Below are 18,864 nucleotides of genomic sequence, written 5' to 3' on the forward strand. Positions count from 1 at the left end.
CAGCTACTCCCCTTCTCCGGCGCTCTGGTCGGTCTTGATGAGGTTGGCGATGTTGAAGACCTCGCCGCGTTCCTCTAACGTCTGCTCCACCCACAGGACGGTCTGGGTGCCCTGCCACTTGACCATCCCGGGCGAGACTCCGAGCCGGAACGTGCCCGGCGCCGGCTTGCCCTTGGGCTGTACGGCAGGACGTCCAGCGGGGACGGGCCGGGCGAGGGGTTAGACGATGGCGTCGGTGCCGATCGCGACCGGGTACAGGTCGGCGGCCGCCGTCTTCATCAGCTTGCGGTGCAGGTCGACGCGCTGGATCGCGAGCACGGCGGCCCGGATGTCGGGGCGCCACGTCTCCCGGTTCAGCGCCGGATAGGGCTCGTAGTACGGCACCTGGCCCCGGCTGCGCTGGCGCAGCTTGCCGATCGCGCCCTTCGCCGTCGCCTTGATCGCAGTCTCCAGCAGCGCCATCGTGGGGTCGACCTGCTTGCGCCGTGCCATCGCCTCGAGGAACTCCTGGCCGGCGAGGTCGGTGGTGACGCCCATGTCGGCCATCGTCTCCACGTACGCGTCGCGCAGCCGCTTGTACCAGGGGCCCAGGTAGCGGCCGGTCTGGGTGCGCACGTACGCCTCGATCGGCGCGACGTCGAAGCCGAGCTCCACCGCGTAGGCGACGGTCGGGGTGGCGTACCAGCCCGGGCCCTCGGGCCGGTCGCCCTTCGGCGTGAACGGGCTCGGGAGCCGGTCTGCGTCGACGGTGCGGCCGTTGATCTGGACGCGGGACAGGTCGACGCGGGACAGGTCGACCAGCCACGAGCCGGGCAGCGCCGGATCGAACTGCGGGTTGCCGGTCAGGTGGGTGGGTCCGTTCAGCCCGACGGTGAGGCCGTTCGCGGCGGCGGCGAAGCTCATGTTGAGGTCGACGACGACCAGGTACGGGTTGGCGCACTCCTCATCGGTCAGCGGCCGGCACCAGTCGTAGGGCACCTCCATCAGCATCTCTGCCGGGGTGCGCAGGTGGTGCCGGGCGAACTTGTCCTTGAGGATCGGGTGTTCGTCGGGGACCTCGCACTCCACCACGTCGTACACGGCGGTGAGCGCGTCGTCGTTGAAGGCCCGCTTGAACTCGCCGGTGTCCGGGTCCTTCTCGGCGCGGGTCGGCGGGCGCAGCGCGGTCATCAGTTCCAGGCCGGTCGTCGCGGTGCTGCCGCGCGGCGTTGTCACCCGGGCCGCGTACAGGCCGAGGTAGCGGGCGAGGTCGGCCGGGTGCATCGTCGGCAGCTGCGGGTCGTCCTTCTTGTCCCACTCGCGGGCGTCCAGCGCGTTCCAGGGCAGGATGCACAGCTGGACGCAGCGCCGCTTGGATCCTTCCGGGTCGCGGTAGACCCGGGCCCACGGCCCGAATCCGCGCTGGGTGAGCTGGAGTCCGGCCCGCTCGATCTGCTTGACCACCTTGTGGCCGGCCGCCAGCCGTCCCGCGCGCTGCTCCTCCTGTGACAGGGCCGCGGGCAGGCCGTAGCGCTCCAGCGCGGACGCGGTGAAGACGAGGAGCGGGCGTCACGGCCGTTGCGATGCAGCCGGGCCTGAACTAGGCGGGCCTCGGTCAGCGTCCAGTCGACCAGCGCCGGGATGCTCTTGGCGGGCACGTCCAGGACCAAGCCGCCGACGCAGTACGCCGACACCTGCCCGTCCTCGCAGTCGATGACCGCGAGCGGCCCGTTCTCGAAGCGCGGATCGGCAGCGGCCGCCACCGTGGTCTTCTTCGCCGCCGCCTTCTTCGCACCCAGGCGCCGCGACGACGCAGCGGGCCGGGTGGTGCTGCTCGCCGCCGCCTTCGGGCGGGACGGCGGGGCAGCGGCGGGCGCGGGAGCGGGGACCGGCTCCGGGGCCGGGCCGGTGAACGCCTCCGGGACCGCCGGCGGACGGGCCGGCGAGACGGCCAGCAGAGGTGCCAGGTGATCGAGGATGCGGTCGGCCGCCGACTTCGAGACCCCGAACAACGGCCCCACCTGCCGCAAGGTGAGGTTCGTGCGCCAGTACGTCGCCACCAGCAACACGGCCCGCTGACTGGTTCCGCGGCGAAGCCGGGCTGGCCGTCCAGGGCACGGAGCCGCTGGTAACAGATCATCGACGCCGACGACGGGCAGCGCCGTGTCTGGACGCTCATCGAGACACCGCGGGGCATTGAGCACCTGAGTGAAACGCTGGGCTCCCGCGCCCTGGTAGGAGGGGCAGGTGTTGGTAGGGCCTGCCCTCCGGGGGTGGGTCAGAAGACTTCAGCCCAGGATGCGGGGTGGAAGGTGCAAGGTCCGCCCGGATGGGCGGCGAGCCCTCCCCCTGCGACGTCCAGGGACACGGTGGCGAGCGTCTCCCAGCGCTTGCCGATCACCTCGTCCGGCTGAGTGTGGCAGCAGAGCTCCGCGCCCTCGTCCCCGTGGCAGGTGAGGGCCTTGACCAGGGTCTCCCGGTCCGGCGCGCTGATCGCCGCGGTGCGCTCCTGCAGGACGTTCATCCGCCGGTAGGTGCTGGGGTCCTCGACTCCCATCACCTCGCCACCGGCGAGTGCCTGGTCGACGAAGTGGTTGGTGCGCAGTAGGAAGCCGTCCTCGCGCGGACGCAGCAGTACCGATCCGGCGGGGCTGAGTTCGATCGCTGCCGCGGTGGTCCGGTCTTCCGCGTGGTCGGCCAGCGTCAGGGAGCTGGATGCCGTCACCGATGTGCCGGTGGCCAGTTCGACGGCTTCGGGGACGCTTGCGCAGGTGTCGAGGATGCGTCGGGCCAGGGCGTGCACTGGTATCCACGTGCCCGCTGCCTCGGTCGACTTGTCCGAGGTGTGGCCGAGGATGTTGAAGTGCAGGCCCAGGCCCGCCTTGTTGACTCCGATCTTGCCGACGATGCCGAACTCGGTCACCGTGTGCACGACCCGGCCGTCGGGGTGTTCGATGGTCCAGACGAACCAGCCGTCCCGCATGCCGTCGTGCCAGTCCCAGGTCTGGGTGGTGACGGGCGGACGACCGTCGGCCGGGGCGTACACGACCGTCGAGCACTCCGGGTGCTGTGTCCGGCCGAACCGGCCGAGGATCTCCGTTCGGGCGTTGAGCGCGGCGATCCGCCACAGGGGCAGGCCGGCGCCGCGCGCGATGCCGTCCATCTCCTCGGCCAGTTCCGGGGCCCAGGCGCTGATGTGCTCGAAGGCCCGCAGGCTCCAGTCGGTGACGTCCTGCGGCGTGGCGCCTGCGGCGGCGAAGAGCTGGTCGTAGAAGGCGCTGGCCTGCCCGATGCGGTCCGGGAAGGCCTTGCCCAGCTGCTGCCCGCGATCGCCGGGGGCTGCCTGGGCCGACCGGAAAACCGTAGGGGTGGTCACGATGTCTCCTCCATGGCGAGCGCCTGGCGCTCGTCCTGGCTCATTCGCCGCGGCTTCCAACCGGGGCCGGGCACGGATCGGCGCAGCATGCGGGTGTACGGATGCTGCGGGTCGTCGAGGATGCGGGCGGTGGGGCCGGATTCCACGATCCGTCCCTTGCGCATGACGATCGCTTCCTCGCTGATCTGCCGTACGACGGACAGATCGTGGCTGATGAACAGGTAGGTGAGGCCGGTGCGTTCGCGGATGTCGGCGAGCAGGTTGAGGATCTGTGCCTGGATCGACACATCCAGCGCGGCCACCGCTTCGTCCAGCACCAGCACCTTGGGTTCGGCGGCGAGCGCTCGGGCGATGGCGACCCGCTGCCGCTGCCCGCCCGACAGCGCGGAGGGAAGCGCGCGGGACTGCCGTTCGTCGAGGCCGACGTCGGCCAGCAGCCGGGCGATCCGCTCCTCACGTTCGTTGCGGGACGGTTTGAAGTGCAGGTCGATCACTTCGCCCAGGGCGTCGCGGACCGACCTGCGCCGGTTGAGGGATCCGTAGGGGTCCTGGAACACCATCTGGATCTCGCGCCCGCGGCGGCGCCGTTCGGCCGTCCCGGCACGTCCCGGTTTGCGGGGGCGGCCGAGGACGGTGATGCTGCCGGAGGTCGGGGTCTCCAGGCCGACCACCATCCGGGCGACCGTGGACTTGCCGGAGCCGGACTCCCCCACGATCGCGAGCGCGCCGCCGGGCCGGACCTGGAAGCCGACGCCGTCCACGGCGGTGAACTCGGTGGTGCCCCGTCCGTCTGGGCGGCGGACGCGGAACACCTTGCGAAGCTCGGTCACTTCCACGACAGGGGTGTGTTCAGACATCGCGCACCTCCGTGCCGGAACGTCGGAGAACGGACTCGAGCTCTTCGCTGCGGTGGCACCGGACCTGGCCCGAACCGATCGGCCGCAGGGCCGGGGCAGTGGCCGTGCACTGGGGCTCGGCGTAGGGGCAGCGGGGCGCCAGGGCGCAGCCGGAACCGACTTCGAAGGCCGAGATCGGTCGTCCCGGGATCACCTCCAGGCGGTCGGCGACCCGGTCGATGCGCGGCCGGGAGTCCAGCAGGAGCCGGCTGTAGGGGTGTCTGGGCCGGTCCTCGAGCGCCTGCGGCCGGCTCTCCTCGACGATCGAGCCCGCGTACATGACCGCGATCCGGTCGCATACCGCGCCGGCCAGCTCCAGGTCGTGGGTGATGAACAGCATGGCCAGGCCGTGTTCCCGGCGCATCTCGTCCAGGATGCCCATCACCTCGGACTGGGTGGTGACGTCCAGCGCCGTGGTGGGCTCGTCCGCGAGGATCATCCGGGGGCGGACGGCGATCGCGGCCGCGATCACGACCCGTTGGAGCAGGCCGCCGGAGAGTTCGTGTGGGTACTGGCGCATCCGGCGTGAGGCGTCGGGGATGCCGACATCGGACAGGATGCGCTGGACGAGGGCGCGCGCTTGCCGAACGCCCTCGCCGTGGTTGGCGACCAGCGCCTCGACCAGGAAGTCCCCGACGGTCGACACGGGGTTGATGGCGGCGCGCGGGTCCTGGTGGATCACCGCGACCTCGTGGGACCGGAACCGGCGCAGGTCCTTGGCCGACATGGAGAGGACGTCGGCGCCGTCGAAGTCGATCCGTCCCGAGGTCTCGGCCCCGCCGGGGAGCACCCGCAGAACGGAGCGCACCGTCATCGACTTGCCGGAACCGGACTCGCCGACCAGGCCGACGGCCTCGCCCGCGCCGACGTCGAGCGAGACGTCGTGCAGCACGGGGCGTCGCTCGCCGTCGACGTTCAATGTCACATGGAGGCCGTCCAGGCGCAGCAGCGGGCTCATGCGCGGCCTCCTGCCTTGCGGCCGCCGAGGCGTTCGCCCAGCACGCTGAACGCCGCGACCGTGATGACGATCATCAGGCCCGCATACAGAGACTGTTGGGGGAAGCCCTTCACCAGGGAGGCCTGGCCGCTGGAGACCATCAGGCCCCAGTCGGCCGTGGGCGGCTGGACGCCGAGACCGAGGAAGGAGATCGCGGCAAGTTCGATCATTGCGGATCCGAAGTTGATGGTGGCACCGGTGAGGATCTGGGGGGTGATGTTGGGCAGGATCTGCCGCACGCAGATGACGAACCCGGAGAAGCCTTGGATCTCTCCGGACGCGATGTAGGGCAGCATGCGTTCGCGCAGTGACACGCTTCGCAGCACCCGTGCGGTGTACGGGGTGAAGCCCACCGCGAGCGCCAGGGACGCCTGGAGCAGCCCGCGGTCGTACAGCGCGATCACGATGATGGCCAGCAGCAGGCTGGGGAAGGCGAACAGCAGGTCGAGCAGACGGGATATCAGGTCGTCGACGCGGCCGCCGAACCATGCCGCGGTGAGTGCCATCAGGGTGCCCAGCGCCGCGGTGACGGTGACGACGATGAAGGGGCCCAGAAGGCTGGTCCGGGCGCCCCAGATCAGCCGGGAGAGCAGATCACGACCGGAGTTGTCGGTGCCGAGCAGATGCTCCGCGCTGGAGGACTGGTAGGTGGCGGCGAGGTCGACCTGCAGCGGGTCGTAGGGAGCGATCCAGGGGGCGAGGATCGCGATGGCGGCCATCAGGACGATGAAGGCGGCGGCGACGGTGCCGGTGATTCCGACGTGGGTGACGAAGTGCCCGATCATGTTCCGGCGGCCGGTAGGGCCTCCGGAGCGGGCGGCCTTTCCTGGAGTGCCTGCGGTAGCCGTGCCCGAGGCGTTGACGCTGTCGCTCATGAGCGCTTCCCTCCGAGCTTGAACCGTGGGTCCAGCCATGCGTAGAGCACATCGACGGCCAGGTTGACGAGGCCGAATGCAACCACCAGGGCGAGCGCGATGGCCTGGACGACGGCGAAGTCCTTCTGGTTGACGGCATCGACCAGAGCAGAGCCGAGACCGTCGAGGGCGAACGCCTTCTCGACGACGGTCGCGCCGGCGATCAGGGCCGCGATGTTGACTCCCACGATCGTGGTCACCGGAAGCAGTGCATTGCGCAGCACATGCCGCCGGACCACCAGGGAGCGCGGAAGTCCGCGTCCGATCGCGGTGGCGACGTGCTCGGAGTCCTTCTCCTCCATGATCGAGGTCCGGGTGATCCGTGCGACCACCGCGCCCGAGGGTATGGCGAGCGCGATCGCCGGCAGGGTGAGATGCCAGAGCCGGTCCGCCAGGCCCTCACCGGACCCGAACACGGGGAACCAGCCGAGCTGCACGGAGAACAGGTTCATCAGCAGCAGTGCGGCGAAGAACGTGGGAACGGCGAAGCCCATGCTGGTGACAACCAGCGCCACCGTGTCGAGCAGGCCACCGCGCAGCCCGGACACCACGCCGACCAGCACGCCGAAGACGACGAGGAGCACGGCGGCGTACAGCGTGAGCAGCAGCGTGGAGCCGACACGCGGGGCGAGCAGGCTCGCCACGTCCTGACGGAACACCAGGGACTGGCCGAGATCGCCGCGGACCACTCCGGTGATCCAGTCCCAGTAGCGGATCGGGAACGGGTCGTCGAGGTGGTATTGGGCGCGGATCGAGGCGAGCGTCTCGGGGCTGATCGAGCGCCCCTGGGTGAGGAAGGTCTCCGGCCTGCCCGGTGCGAGGTACAGCGCACCGAAGATGAGGAAGCTGGCAACGATCAGGGTCGCGGCCAGCGCGAGCAAGCGCCGGAAAAGAAATCCGAGCATGGGCTGTTCCTGCTGGAGAGGTCTGCGGGGGAGCGCGGTCGGGCAAGCCGCCGCGCTCCCCTGCCGGAATGCGGATAAGGACGTGCGCCGTGGGCGCCTGGGTCGGTGGGCGCTACCTGCTAGGCGCTCACTTGGCCGAGCCCACGGCTGCGGCCCACGGGTAGTACAGGTAGACGAAGGAGGCGGGTGCCCCGGTGATCTTGCTGTTCATGAACAGCCGGGTCGACGGAGCGACTATGGGCAGCCACGGGGTCTTGGCCATGTACTTGGTCTCGATCTGGGCGGTGAGCTCTGCCCGCTTGGTGTCGTCGTTCTCCGCGGAGGCCTGGTCCAGCAGCGCGGTGATCTCGGGGGCGGAGAACTTGTCGTAGTTCTCGGCGGACCCGGGGTCGATGTGGTTCCGCAGGAAGGCCAGCGGCTCGGGAACGTCGAAGTAGTTCGTCGTCATGAAGCCCGAGTAGCCCTTGCGAGCCTCGGCGTCGGAGAAGAAGGCGCCGTACCGCGCGCTCGGCACACCCTTGGGCTGGATGTCCAGGCCGATCTTCTTACCTGCGCTCTGCACCTCGGCGAGGATGTCCTCGTAGACGGTCCGCTCGCTGGGGTATGCGATGGTGATCGGCCCGCTGGGCTTGCCGGCCTCTTGGACCAGCTTCTTGGCACCCTCGATGTCCACCGTGGTGGGCAGCAGCTTGTCGTATGCATCCTCGTAAACCTTGGACGCATAGGAGTAGCTGCCCGGCGGCACCACGGACCGCAGCGGCGCGGCGGTGCCGGCGAAGACGGTCCTGCTGATGGCCTCCCGGTCGGTGGCCATCAGCAGGGCGGTACGCACCCGCGGATCGGAGAAGGTGCCGTCGCCGGTGCCGATGATGGCCACCATCTGCATGGACTTGCCCAGGTACAGGGTGCCGTTGGTGGCATTGGACAGCTGGTCGACGGCGTCGGTCGGAACGTCGTACGAGCCGTCGATCTCACCGGTCTTCAGCGCGTTGGTGAGGGTGGCCGGGTCCACGATGAAGCGGAAGCCGAACTCCTTGGCCTTCGCCTTGCGCGACTCGTCCCAGTAGGCGTCGTTGCGCACCAGCGTGACCTGGGAGCCCTTGTCCCACTTCTTGAGTGCGAAGGGGCCCGTACACATGACGCCCTTGTCCGGGGTGCCGAACTTGGCCCCGGCCTGCCGGGTGAACGCGGCCTCGGTGACCGCGCCGAGCGGTGTCGCCATGTAGTCGTTGATGACGACGTCCGGCTTCTTGAGGGTGACGGTGACCTGGTAGGCGCCGGTCTTCTTGACGCTCGCGATGTTGCCGGTGAGCATGTCGCCGGCCCAGTAGGAGCCCTCGGCGGGGTCCAGGTGGCGCTTCAGGCTGAAGACGACGTCATCCGCCGTCATCTCCTTGCCGTCCCAGAACTTCACGCCCTTGCGAAGGTTGTACACCCAGGTGGTGGGCGTGGGATGGTCCGCCGACTCGGCCAGCCCCGGCGTGACGGAGAAGTCGGGGTTGACCCGCATCAGGCTCTCGCAGAGGTTCGAGAGGACCTCGTTCTCCGGGTAGTTGTAGGACTTGAGCGGGTCCAGCGAGGTGGGCTCGCCGTAGGGCACGTTCCACGTCACTCGGTCCACGTCACCCTTGGGGGCGGGGGTGTCGACGAGTGTCCCCGTGGCGGCGCTCCGGTCAGCGCTCGGTGACTGTGCCGGTTTCCCGCATCCGGCCAGCGAGATCACGCTCGCGATCGCGACGGCGACAAACGCTCTCTTGCGCACTTCCAGCCCTTCTGGTCTGTCCCCGGGCATGCGGCAACGGTGTCTTGACAGGTCTGCGCGAAGATCGCTGCCACCGGGGATGGGCAACCTCAGATGGGTAGAGAGTCGCGTAGTAAATCGTTTTGGTCAATCGTTTTGGTGGTACGTTTTAGAGCGTGATGAGTCCGTCCGAGAGAGTGACGATCCGCGATGTAGCGCGGGCTGCCGGCGTGTCGGCGACCACCGTCTCGCATGTGCTCAATGGAAAGGGCTCGGCCGCGGCGGCAACGCGTGAGCGCATCCTGCGCACGGCCGCCGAGCTGCGGTATCGGGCCAACCCCATCGCCCAGAGCCTGCGCGGCGGCCGCACCGGGGTGGTCGCGCTGGCCATCCGTCCCCTGGACGCCATCGGTTACACCCTGCAGGGCGTGGACTACTTCGTCCGGCTGGCGGGAGCCGCCGCGACCGCGGCACTCGACCGCGGCTTCGGACTCATGCTCGTACCCGACCTCACGCGCAGATCCGTACCGGCCGCCATGAACCTAGACGGCGGCATCGTCGTCGACCCGTTCGTCGGCGACCCGGTCCTGGCCGAACTGCTCGACCGGGGCTTGCCCGTGGTCTCCACCGGCCGTGACCCCGCCCGGCCCGAACACATCTGGTGGACCGGAACCGATGACCGCGCCGAGACCCGGCGGATGCTCGATCTGCTCTTCGAACGCGGCGCTCGCCGGATCGCCTTTGTCGCGGGTACGGACGACAACGCCTGGAACCACGACACGATCGAAACCTACCTGTCATGGACCCGGGAACGCGGCCAGGAGCCGATCCTGGAACGGGTCCCGGAGGAACGCGGCGAGGCAGGCGGAACCGAGGTCGGCGGGTTGCTGCTCTCCCGCCCGGCTCCCCCGGACGCCATCTTCGCCAACACCGGCCGCCACGCCGCCAGCATCGCACGCACGGCGATCAACCTCGGCTGGGACATCCCCCGTCGTCTGCTCATCGCCGCAGGCTCGGACAGCGAGCACACCCGGTTCGCGGCTCCCGGCATCACCGCCCTCGAACTCGCCCCCGAGGCCACCGGCCGACTCGCCGTGGAGCTCCTGCTCGAGCGTCTGGCCGACGACCTGGGACCGGTGCCGCCAAGGATCGTCTCTGCGACGCTGCACGAGCGCGAATCCACCGCGCGCTTGGGCTAGCTACTGATTCCCAATGTGGTTGTCAACGCCTGGCTCGTGACTGACTGTAGCCACCTCAGCCAAGGCTGGCAGCACGAGGTGGCGGGCTGCCCTCGAAGGGACGACCGTCGCGTAGGAGTGCCCATAGGACGTTCAGGCGGCGGCGCGCGCGGGCGATGACGGCCTGCTTATGAGTCTTCTTCTCGGCCCTCTTGCGTTCGTAGAACGCCTTTGAGACTGGGCAGCATCGGGCCGCGAAAACAGCGACGGGTCGACAGGATCCACCTCTGCCGTGACGCCATCGCCTGCCTGGGCGCCTACCTCCGAAGTGAGGTAATACCACCACGCACGAACCCAGTTGGAGAGATACGCACACTCTGGCGCTCTCCGACATCGGTTCAGAGAGAGACATGTTTTTCTACGAGCCTGAAACGTAACGCACGCACCGGTCCGCACGAAGGCGCTGAGAGCCTCCCCCTGAACCCCCACCCACCGACCAACCCAAACAGCCCTGACCAGCACAAACACCGACCGAGCCTTTTAGCGCTACCGATACCTACAACAAGTCCCCCCCACTCAGCGCAAACGACACAACCCCAGCTCACACAGCGCGGCCCCCCGCGTGAACCGCTCACCCAGCTTCTCAACCAATCAGCAATCCACCAGGCCAGCCGCCGCCCCGTGCACCAACAAGCCCCCCTCCGAGCGTCGGCTGCGGGAGAGGAAGGCAGCGACGGGCTGCGGTCCCGGTCCGCCGCCCGAAAGGCCAGTCAGAACGGGCTCTGCACACCGACACGCGAACCACCAACAGCCTGATCAGAGGCATGCGAGCTCTCGGCGAACGCGCCGCAGCCGAACTCAAGCAGCGCTGGCGCACCCTGCAACACATCACCATCAGCCCCAGCCGGATTGGCGACATCGCTCGCGCCGCCCTCACCCTCAACAGAATCTGGAAGTGATCACCGCTGAGAAAACGTCACTGGCCTGGAGCCGGTTCCGGGAGTCGTAACAACGGTCGTGTTGACAGGTTTGGCTATTGAGATTAGCTTTTAGCTAATCAAGTTAGCCAGCCTGGGAGATGTCGTGACCGAGTACCTTGCCGCCGACGGCGGCACGATCGCTTACGAGGTGGCGGGGTCCGGCCCGCTGATCGTTCTCGCGCACGGCATGGGCGACAGCCGTGCCGCGTACCGTGCTGTGATCCCGCAGCTGGTGGCGGCGGGCTATCGGGTCGCCGCGGTCGATCTGCGCGGCTGCGGCGAGTCCAGCGTCGGCTGGCCGGCCTGGAGCCGCACCGCCATCGCCGACGACCTGCTCGCCGTGATCCGCCACCTGGGCGGCCCGGCCGTGCTCGTCGGCCACTCGATCTCCGGCGGTGCCGCCACCATCGCCGCAGCGCAGGAGCCCTCGCTGATCACCGCGGTTGTCGAGTTGGCGCCGTTCACCCGCAAGCAGTCGATCCGCCTCGGCGACCTGCGGGTGAAGCGCTTCCGGCGGGGCATGCTGCGGCTGCTCGGCGCGGGCGTGTTCGCCAGCGTGCCGCTCTGGCGTTCGTACCTCGACGTGGCCTACCCCGGCGTGAAGCCGGCCGCCTGGGTCGAACGGCTCGGCCGCATCGACTCCCTGCTGCGCGAGCCGGGCCGGATGAAGGCCCTGCAGGGCATGGGCCGCAGCGCCCCGACCGACGCCGGCGCGCAACTCGGCAACGTCCGCTGCCCGGTCCTGGTCGTGATGGGCACGCTCGACCCCGACTGGGCCGACCCGCACGCCGAGGGATCGGCGATCGCCGATGCCCTGCCGTCCGGCCTCGGCCGGCTTGAGATGATCGAGGGCGCCGGGCACTACCCGCACGACCAGTTCCCCGACCAGGTGGTTTCGCTCATGCTCTCCTTCCTCCGATCGGACGCCGCTCGTGCCTAGGGCCGGTCTGGACCCGGCGGCCGTGGTCGCGGCCGGTGCCGCCCTCGCCGACGAGGTTGGCTTCGCCAACCTGACGATGGGCTTGCTGGCCGAGCGGGTGGGCGTGCGCACCCCGTCCCTGTACAAGCATGTGGGCAACCAGGAAGACCTCAACCGGCGCATCGCGGTCCTGGCATTGAACGAGGCCGCCGACGCCGTGGGCGGTGCGGTCCAGGGGTACGCGGGCCGCGACGCCCTGGCGGCCGCGGCGCGCGCCTTCCGCGCCTTCGTCCTGGAGCACCCCGGCCGGTACGGGGCGACGATCGGCGCGGAACCGTCCGGCCCGGACGATCCGCTGGCCACCGCAGGTCAGCGGCTGCTCGGCGCGTTCATGGCAGTCCTGCGCGGCTACGAGATCGCAGAGCCTGACGTGGACCACGCCCTGCGCACGCTCCGCAGCCTCTGCCACGGCTTCGCCACGTTGCAGTCAGCAGGAGGCTTCCAGTGGAGCGCCGACATCGACGAGAGCTTCGAGTGGCTGATCGCCTTCGCCGACCGGGGCCTGCGCGCTCTTTGAGAACACCGCCGCCGTCGACCGCTTCGACATCATCGGCGCCTTGGTCTGCCTCGTCGGCATGGCCGTGATCATGTACTCGCTACGGGGCACTGACCCTGCGGACGCGGGAGCATTTCGCAACTTGCGCGGTGGTCAGGATGACGCGCGAGCCAGTGCCGCACGCGGGCTGCCCGTGCCGGTTGGGGCACCGGCCGGTGTGACTGCCACGTCCGCACTCGCCCTCACTCTCGCACGGCCAACTGGCGCGTTTCCTGCTGCCCTTGGAGATCTCTGGCTCAGTTGCCTGGGCAACGACTGCGGTTATCGGGTCGGATGGGCACGTCGGGTCACAGCCTCGTGGCGTCGAGTTGGTGAGGGACGGTGCCAGCGCGAAGTTCGCGCAGGTCGACGCCGCTCGGATGGTGCGAACCGGCGCTTGACGGCTTCGCCATCCTCGAGGCCGCCGACGGCTTCGGACTGTCCCGCGAGGTCACCCGCAGCTACCACTTCCTCGTCGACACCCTGATCACTGGCCTGCAAGCCGACCCCGATGACTCCACACCCCCGGAGGACCGGCATGACCGCCGCCCACTCACCCGCGAACACCCCGAAACCACCCGCTGACGCGAAGATCTCAGCCCTGACACAGCCAGAGGCGACCGTCGGAACGCCAGGCGTGGTCACCGGCCGACCAATGAGCTGGCTGCGAATCGAGGGTCTGGCCGTCGCCGGAGCCGCTCTCGTCGTCTTTGCCACCACCGGGGACTCTGCTGCGTAATTCGACTGAGTGAGCGTCGCGGGTGCGGCATGATCGCTTCTGTGGCCCTGGTCGCGTCGTGGGCCGCAGGGGGTGGAGCAGATGTCGTTGCAGCCGAAGGGGCTGCCAGAGATCCCGGCACAGACCGTGGCTGTCGCTCGGGCGGCGTTCCCTCACGGGACACTGGCGATGCGGGCGCGGGATCGGCTGGGCGAGGTGTTCGCGGACGAGCCGTTCACCGGGGCGTTCGGACGCCGTGGAGCGCCGGGCCTGCCGCCGGCGGTGTTATCGCTGGTCACGGTGCTGCAGTTCGCGGAGAACCTGACCGACCGGCAGGCCGCTGCGATGGCAGTCCGCGCGATCGACTGGAAGTACGCGATCGGCGCGGAACTGACCGATACCGGTTTCGACGCGACCGTGCTGTCCCGCTTCAGGACCCGGCTCGTGGAGCACGGCATGGAGCGGGTGGTGTTCGACCGGCTCGTGGACGTCTGCCGCGAGCAGGGCCTGGTCGGGGCCGGTGGCAAGCAGCGCACCGACTCCACCCATGTGATCAGCGCGGTCCATGACCTGAACCGAACCGAACTCGCGGGTGAGAGCGTACGGGCAGCCTTGGAGGCGCTTGCGGTCGCGGCTCCGGGCTGGCTGGCCGACGCGGTGGACGTTCCCGAGCTCGCGCACCGCTACGAGGAACGCGTCAACGGGTGGACGATGCCGTCGTCGAAGTCGAAGCGGGACCGGCTGGCCGTGGTGTTCGGGCAGGACGCGCTGGCGCTCTGCCGGGCGGTCTGGGCACCCGGGGCGCCAGGATGGCTGCGGGAGATCGAGCCGGTCGCGTTCCTGCGCAGGATGCTCGTGCAGACCTACTACGTATCCACTGACGCGCGGGGACGGGAGGTGATCGTGAAGCGGGAAGCCGACAAGGAGGGCGTCCCGCCAGGCCATCTCCGCCTGGCCTCTCCCTACGACCCTGATGCGCGGTGGGCGGCCAAGGGCGACGATCTGTTCTGGCTCGGCTACAAGGTCCACCTCACCGAAACCTGCGACACTCCCACCGAAGCCGAAGCCGAAGCCGAAGCCGAAGCCGAAGCCGAAGCCGAAGCCGAAGCCGAAGTGCTGCCGTTGCGGCTGATCACGGACGTCTACACCACTGAGGCAAGCGTCCCAGACGTCAAGGCCACCGGGCCCGTCCAGCAAAACCTCGCCGACCGCGACCTCACGCCGGGCGAGCACTACCTCGACGCCGGCTACCCGTCCGCCGACCTGATCCACGACGCCGCCGGCCGCGGCATCACCATGGTCACCCCGGCCCTCCTCGACCACTCACCGCAGGCCAAGGCCGACGCCGGCTTCCAGAAGAGCGCCTTCCGTATCGATTGGAAGGCCCGCCAGGCCCGCTGCCCGCAGGGCCGCACCAGCACCGGCTGGTTCCCCGTCCGGCAGCACGGCCGCGACGCCATCGTCGTCCAGTTCGCCCCCACCGACTGCCACGCATGCCCCGTCCAGGACGAGTGCACCACCTCCGCGCGTGGCACCCGCATCCTCAGCCTCCGGCCGCAAGAACTCCACGAGACCCTGGCCAGAGCGCGAACTGAGCAGATCACGAAGACCTGGAAGGACAAGTACACACTCCGCGCTGGGATCGAGGGCACCATCAACCAGGCCCTCGACGTCACCGGCCTCCGCCGGGCCCGCTACCGCGGACTGCCCAAGGTCCGCCTCCAGCACGCCTTCTCCGCCACTGCCCTCAACGTCATCCGACTCGACGCCCACTGGAACCCCGGCCACACGGCGCTCAGCCCTCGGACCAGCAGACTCACCCGCCTCAGCCACCAACTCGCAGCCTGAGTAACCGAATTACGCAGCAGAGTCACCGGGCAGCCCTGGTGGCTGATCCCGGCTCTGTTCCTTGTCCCCGACCTGTCCTGGCTCGCGTACCTCGTCGGCCCACGGATAGGCGCCTGGACTTACAACCTCGCGCACACCGCGCCGCTGCCGCTGGCACTGCTCGTCGCAGGAGCCGGATGGCACACCAGCGCGCTCACCGTCGCCGGAGCCGTCGGCCTGTTCCACCTCGGTCTCGACCGCCTCATGAAGTACGGCCTCAAGTACGACCACAGCTTCGGCATCACGCACCTGGGCGTGCATGGTGACCACTGACCGGCCGGCGCAATGAACGAGGCCGTACGCGCTTCCCCGACGCTGGCCGGGCAGGCCCTGTGCTCCCGAAGCTGCCCTGAAGCGACATTTAGCGCTCTGGAGCCTCCGTCACCTTCCGCTGCGTCCATCGCGATAGACGGCTGCCCATCAATAACCGTTGACCCATTCATCCGGCTGGTCTGGTCTGCTCGCATCGAACGGCGGGGGAGCGATCGTGAACATCCTGTCGGTACTGTCGTGGGCCGCTTCCGAGCAGCCCGCCGATCGGCGGGCCGACGGCGGCGGCCAGCGCCTGACGCACAGCGGCCACGGCGCGATGGTCACAGTCCTCGTGGTCATCGAAGAGGTCCTCGACGGTGGCTGGGGAGTCGCCGGCAAGGTACTGACCGCTGCCATGCTCAATGGCGACGGCTGACCCGGCCTCTGCCCCCGGCACAACCGTGAGCGGCGTGCTGACAATGTCCAGCTCGGGGGGAGCGGCAGGTGTCGATCTCGTCGAGAACGAAGAACTCCTTGTGCACACAGGCTCGCGGTGACGAGAGGGTCCTGGTCACCGGTGGCACGGGGTATCTGGCCGGCTGGGTGATGGCGGGCCTGCTCGGTCGCGGCTATCTGGTGCGTACCACCGTGCGGGACGCGGGCAAGTCGGAGCAGGTGCGCGCGGCCGTCGGTGAGCACGCCCTTGCGGGCGATGCGGCGCCGGATGCCCCACTGGGATAACCATCGCCGCAGGTGGTTGTAGTCGTAGTCCTTGTCGGCGTGGAGTTTGCCAGGCTTGCGCCGCCGGGGGCCTCGCCGGGAGCGGACCGGCGGTATCCCCTTCACGAGCGGGATCAGGGCCTGGCTGTCATGGACGTTGGCGTTGTGGCTGTCCCGGGGTCAGTGCTCGGCGAGTTCTTCCAGCTGTTGAACGACGCGTTCGATGGGTGCGGTGGCGTCGATCTCGACGGTCGCGGTGGCACGCAGCAGCGGTTCAACGGTGGTCAGGTGGTGGAGAACGGCGTCACGTTCTTCGCTTGCCGTAGGGGTTGTTGGTCCGGGCTGCGATCCGAGCCAGCAGCACCTCGGCCGGCGCGCTCAGCAGCACGAGGTGATCGAACAGGGGATAGAACCGGCCTTGGTTGGTCTTGCAGCCGGCCACGAAGAGGTTGCCCTCGCTGTGGCTGCTGAGCCCTGGTGAGACGGCTCGCAGGCTCCGAGACAGTGTCGGACGATCACGAGTTCAGATAGGTGAGCACGGCCAGAACACGCCGATGATCCTCATCACTTTGGGACAGTCCGAGCTTGAGGAAGATGTTGCTGATGTGCTTCTCGACCGCGCCGTCGCTCACCACGAGCTGCCGGGCGATTGCCGAGTTCGTCCGTCCCTCGGCCATCAGCCCCAGCACCTCCCGCTCCCGGGGGGTGAGCCCGGCCAGCACGTCCTGCTTGCGGCTGCGGCCGAGCAACTGGGCGACGACCTCCGGGTCCAGGACCGTTCCGCCCTCGGCCACCCGCACCACCGCGTCCACGAACTCGCGCACCTCGGCCACGCGGTCCTTGAGCAGATAGCCGACCCCGCCGCTGGAGCCTGCCAGCAGTTCGGTGGCGTACCGCTCCTCCACGTACTGCGAGAGCACGAGCACGCCCAGCGACGGGTGCGCCTTGCGCAGCTGCACCGCGGCCCGGACGCCCTCGTCGGTGTGCGTCGGCGGCATGCGCACGTCCGCCACGACGACGTCCGGCAGCGCCTGCTGGTCGTGCAGCTCCGTGATGGTCTTGATCAGCGCCTGGGCGTCCCCGACACCCGCCACGACCTCGTGTCCGCGGTCGGTCAGCAGCCGGGTCAGGCCCTCCCTGAGCAGTACTGAATCCTCGGCGATGACCACTCGCACCTTGTCCTCCACGATCCTCGGCCCCCCACCGCCTCGCACCACGGCTTTCCGTGCGACATGGTCCAGCATTCCAGTATTCGGACCGTGCCGCGCCCGGGCCAGGGGAAGTGCAGGGAAGCGACTACATGTTTCGGCCTGCCGCCGCGACCGGTGTGGCCGCGGCCGGCAGGCCGCCATCAGGGGACTTCGGGAGCGGCAGCTCGGCGACGCCGGGGAAACAGCGGACTTCGGGCCGTGGCTCAGCGCCGCCAGGGCAGCTCCGCCGTCACCCGGGTGGGGCCCCCGGACGGCGAGTCCACGACGAGGATCCCGTCCACCGCGTCCAGCCGCTCGGCCAGTCCGGCGAGGCCGGACCCCTTGGACACGTCCGCGTTCCCGACCCCGTCGTCCTCGACCTGGAGCATCAGCCGGTCCTCCGCCCGCCAGACGTCCACCGAGGCGGACCGCGCCCCGCTGTGCTTGCTCACGTTCTGGAGCAGCTCGGAGACCGTGAAGTACGCGATGCCCTCGATGGCCGCCGCCGGCCGCTCGTCCAGATCGACCTCCACCCGCACCGGCACCGTGCAGCGCGAGGCCACCGCCGACAGGGCCGCGTCCAGGCCCCGGTCGGTGAGCACGGCCGGGTGGATGCCCCGCGCCAGGTCCCGCAGCTCCTGCAACGCGGTCTTCACCTCGCCGTGCGCCTCGTCCACCATCCGCGCCGCCGCCTGCGGATCCTCCGTCAGCTTCTCCTTGGCCAGCCCCAGGTCCATCGCCAGCGCCACCAGCCGGGCCTGCGCCCCGTCGTGCAGGTCCCGCTCGATGCGCCGCAGGTCCGCGGCGGCCGTGTCCACCACGACCCCACGGTCCGACTCCAGCTCGACCACGCGCGCCGACAGCCGCGACGGCCCCAGCAGCCCGTGCACCAGCACCCGGTCCACCATCGTCAGCGCCCGCACGATCCACGGCGTGGCCAGCGTGAACAGCAGCCCCACCAGCGCGGTCACCGTGATCTCGAACGGGTTGTCCAGATAGATGCCGTGCCGGCCGTCGCCGTAGAGCTGGAGCCCGCCCTGACCGGCCCACATCGGGAACACCCAGAACCACAGCGGATACGTCAGCAGGCTCCAGCCCAGCGTCCAGAAGACCAGCGACACCGTGAAGGAGAACACCGCCCACGGAAAGTGCAGGATCGCGTAGAGCAGGGCCCGCCAGGAGCCGCCGCTCTTCAGCAGGGCTCCCGTCCAGGCCAGGACGCCCGGCTTCGCCGCCCGCAGCGGCTGCGGCTCGGCCACCTCCAGGCCGAGCAGCCGGCGCGCCCGCGCCCGCTCCAGCACACCGAACAGGCGGCAGCCGGCGAGCGTCGCCGCCAGCACCGGGACACCCAGGAACGTCACCAGCAGGCCCGCGCCCAGCGACACCATCGTCACCGCGTAGGTGAACAGCATGATGCCGATCGGCAGGTTCAGCAGCACGTACCCGAACTCGCGCCAGCTGCGCGCCTCGAACGGCGCCCGCAGCCCGGCCGGCAGCAGGTGCCGTTTCCGGCGGGTGTCACCGTCGTGGAACCCGCCCGCGCTGTAGGGCCCGTACCCCGGTGCGTGCTGCGATCGGTACTGGGTGGCCATCGGCGTCGTCCCGTTCCCTCGTTCC

General features: G+C 69.5%; 20 protein-coding genes and 4 pseudogenes. 11 read left to right on the forward strand and 13 right to left on the reverse strand.

Annotated features, from left to right (window positions below):
• Positions 1–3 precede the first annotated feature (3 nt).
• Positions 4–126 (reverse strand): hypothetical protein, encoded by a 123-nt coding sequence (locus OIE49_RS36970; protein ID WP_401790965.1) that lies wholly within the window; start codon positions 124–126, stop codon positions 4–6.
• Between the two features lie 93 nt (positions 127–219).
• The gene (tap, locus tag OIE49_RS00450) at positions 220–1,518 is read right to left on the reverse strand and encodes a telomere-associated protein Tap (protein WP_442812337.1); all 1,299 of its coding nucleotides are present in this window, start codon (positions 1,516–1,518) and stop codon (positions 220–222) included.
• A gap of 102 nt (positions 1,519–1,620) precedes the next feature.
• Here tap and OIE49_RS36975 point away from each other — a divergent pair, with 102 nt between their 5' ends.
• The gene (locus OIE49_RS36975) at positions 1,621–1,950 is read left to right on the forward strand and encodes a hypothetical protein (protein ID WP_402126587.1); all 330 of its coding nucleotides are present in this window, start codon (positions 1,621–1,623) and stop codon (positions 1,948–1,950) included.
• Here OIE49_RS36975 and OIE49_RS00455 read toward each other — a convergent pair.
• From OIE49_RS00455 to OIE49_RS00485, 7 genes and pseudogenes are all read right to left on the reverse strand, one after another.
• Positions 1,914–2,048 (reverse strand): annotated as a pseudogene (locus OIE49_RS00455) (helix-turn-helix domain-containing protein); the annotation flags it as partial. The gene OIE49_RS36975 and the pseudogene OIE49_RS00455 sit on opposite strands and share 37 nt — an antisense overlap.
• 209 nt (positions 2,049–2,257) lie before the next feature.
• Entirely contained in the window at positions 2,258–3,355 is a 1,098-nt protein-coding gene (locus tag OIE49_RS00460) for a C45 family peptidase (protein ID WP_326800546.1), read from the reverse strand.
• Positions 3,352–4,212 (reverse strand): ABC transporter ATP-binding protein, encoded by an 861-nt coding sequence (locus OIE49_RS00465; protein WP_326800547.1) that lies wholly within the window; start codon positions 4,210–4,212, stop codon positions 3,352–3,354. Before OIE49_RS00465 ends, OIE49_RS00460 begins: the two co-directional genes overlap by 4 nt.
• Positions 4,205–5,209: an ABC transporter ATP-binding protein gene (locus OIE49_RS00470; protein WP_326800548.1), complete on the reverse strand. Its 1,005-nt coding sequence runs from the start codon at positions 5,207–5,209 to the stop codon at positions 4,205–4,207. Before OIE49_RS00470 ends, OIE49_RS00465 begins: the two co-directional genes overlap by 8 nt.
• Positions 5,206–6,123, reverse strand: coding sequence for an ABC transporter permease (locus OIE49_RS00475; RefSeq protein WP_326800549.1), 918 nt, complete (start codon positions 6,121–6,123; stop codon positions 5,206–5,208). Before OIE49_RS00475 ends, OIE49_RS00470 begins: the two co-directional genes overlap by 4 nt.
• Positions 6,120–7,067, reverse strand: a complete 948-nt coding sequence (locus tag OIE49_RS00480; RefSeq protein WP_141367862.1) for an ABC transporter permease — start codon at positions 7,065–7,067, stop codon at positions 6,120–6,122. Before OIE49_RS00480 ends, OIE49_RS00475 begins: the two co-directional genes overlap by 4 nt.
• A 127-nt stretch (positions 7,068–7,194) precedes the next feature.
• Complete coding sequence (locus tag OIE49_RS00485) at positions 7,195–8,688, reverse strand: ABC transporter substrate-binding protein (protein WP_326800550.1); 1,494 nt, start codon at positions 8,686–8,688, stop codon at positions 7,195–7,197.
• A gap of 299 nt (positions 8,689–8,987) precedes the next feature.
• Here OIE49_RS00485 and OIE49_RS00490 point away from each other — a divergent pair, with 299 nt between their 5' ends.
• The 10 genes and pseudogenes from OIE49_RS00490 to OIE49_RS00535 all read left to right on the forward strand — a co-directional run bounded on the left by OIE49_RS00490 (position 8,988) and on the right by OIE49_RS00535 (position 16,078).
• Positions 8,988–10,007 (forward strand): LacI family DNA-binding transcriptional regulator, encoded by a 1,020-nt coding sequence (locus OIE49_RS00490; RefSeq protein ID WP_326806094.1) that lies wholly within the window; start codon positions 8,988–8,990, stop codon positions 10,005–10,007.
• A 629-nt stretch (positions 10,008–10,636) separates the two neighbouring features.
• On the forward strand, positions 10,637–10,945 hold the full coding sequence (locus OIE49_RS00500) for a transposase family protein (protein ID WP_326806095.1): 309 nt from the start codon (positions 10,637–10,639) through the stop codon (positions 10,943–10,945).
• 124 nt (positions 10,946–11,069) lie between these two features.
• Positions 11,070–11,906, forward strand: coding sequence for an alpha/beta fold hydrolase (locus tag OIE49_RS00505; RefSeq protein WP_326800551.1), 837 nt, complete (start codon positions 11,070–11,072; stop codon positions 11,904–11,906).
• 22 nt (positions 11,907–11,928) lie between these two features.
• The gene (locus tag OIE49_RS00510; RefSeq protein WP_326806096.1) at positions 11,929–12,462 is read left to right on the forward strand and encodes a TetR/AcrR family transcriptional regulator; all 534 of its coding nucleotides are present in this window, start codon (positions 11,929–11,931) and stop codon (positions 12,460–12,462) included.
• Positions 12,463–12,478: 16 nt separating this feature from the next.
• A pseudogene (locus OIE49_RS00515) lies at positions 12,479–12,550 on the forward strand (YnfA family protein); the annotation flags it as partial.
• A 272-nt stretch (positions 12,551–12,822) separates the two neighbouring features.
• The gene (locus tag OIE49_RS00520; protein WP_326800552.1) at positions 12,823–13,065 is read left to right on the forward strand and encodes a hypothetical protein; all 243 of its coding nucleotides are present in this window, start codon (positions 12,823–12,825) and stop codon (positions 13,063–13,065) included.
• A 235-nt stretch (positions 13,066–13,300) separates the two neighbouring features.
• Complete coding sequence (locus tag OIE49_RS00525; RefSeq protein WP_326800553.1) at positions 13,301–15,046, forward strand: IS1182 family transposase; 1,746 nt, start codon at positions 13,301–13,303, stop codon at positions 15,044–15,046.
• 36 nt (positions 15,047–15,082) lie between these two features.
• Positions 15,083–15,358, forward strand: a pseudogene (locus OIE49_RS36980) (DUF4260 family protein); the annotation flags it as partial.
• 214 nt (positions 15,359–15,572) lie between these two features.
• Positions 15,573–15,773 (forward strand): hypothetical protein, encoded by a 201-nt coding sequence (locus tag OIE49_RS00530; protein WP_326800554.1) that lies wholly within the window; start codon positions 15,573–15,575, stop codon positions 15,771–15,773.
• A 98-nt stretch (positions 15,774–15,871) separates the two neighbouring features.
• Complete coding sequence (locus OIE49_RS00535) at positions 15,872–16,078, forward strand: hypothetical protein (RefSeq protein WP_281157467.1); 207 nt, start codon at positions 15,872–15,874, stop codon at positions 16,076–16,078.
• Here the strand turns inward: OIE49_RS00535 and OIE49_RS00540 are convergent.
• The 4 genes and pseudogenes from OIE49_RS00540 to OIE49_RS00555 all read right to left on the reverse strand — a co-directional run.
• A pseudogene (locus tag OIE49_RS00540) lies at positions 16,004–16,219 on the reverse strand (IS5/IS1182 family transposase); the annotation flags it as partial. The gene OIE49_RS00535 and the pseudogene OIE49_RS00540 sit on opposite strands and share 75 nt — an antisense overlap.
• 142 nt (positions 16,220–16,361) lie before the next feature.
• A complete protein-coding gene (locus tag OIE49_RS00545) occupies positions 16,362–16,499 on the reverse strand; it encodes a hypothetical protein (protein WP_326800555.1) in 138 nt (45 codons plus the stop codon).
• A gap of 73 nt (positions 16,500–16,572) precedes the next feature.
• Positions 16,573–17,232, reverse strand: coding sequence for a response regulator transcription factor (locus OIE49_RS00550; protein WP_326806097.1), 660 nt, complete (start codon positions 17,230–17,232; stop codon positions 16,573–16,575).
• A 239-nt stretch (positions 17,233–17,471) separates the two neighbouring features.
• Positions 17,472–18,839, reverse strand: a complete 1,368-nt coding sequence (locus OIE49_RS00555) for a sensor histidine kinase (protein ID WP_326800556.1) — start codon at positions 18,837–18,839, stop codon at positions 17,472–17,474.
• Positions 18,840–18,864 lie beyond the last annotated feature (25 nt).

The sequence above is a fragment of the Streptomyces sp. NBC_01788 genome (genome assembly GCF_035917575.1).
Taxonomy (GTDB): domain Bacteria; phylum Actinomycetota; class Actinomycetes; order Streptomycetales; family Streptomycetaceae; genus Streptomyces.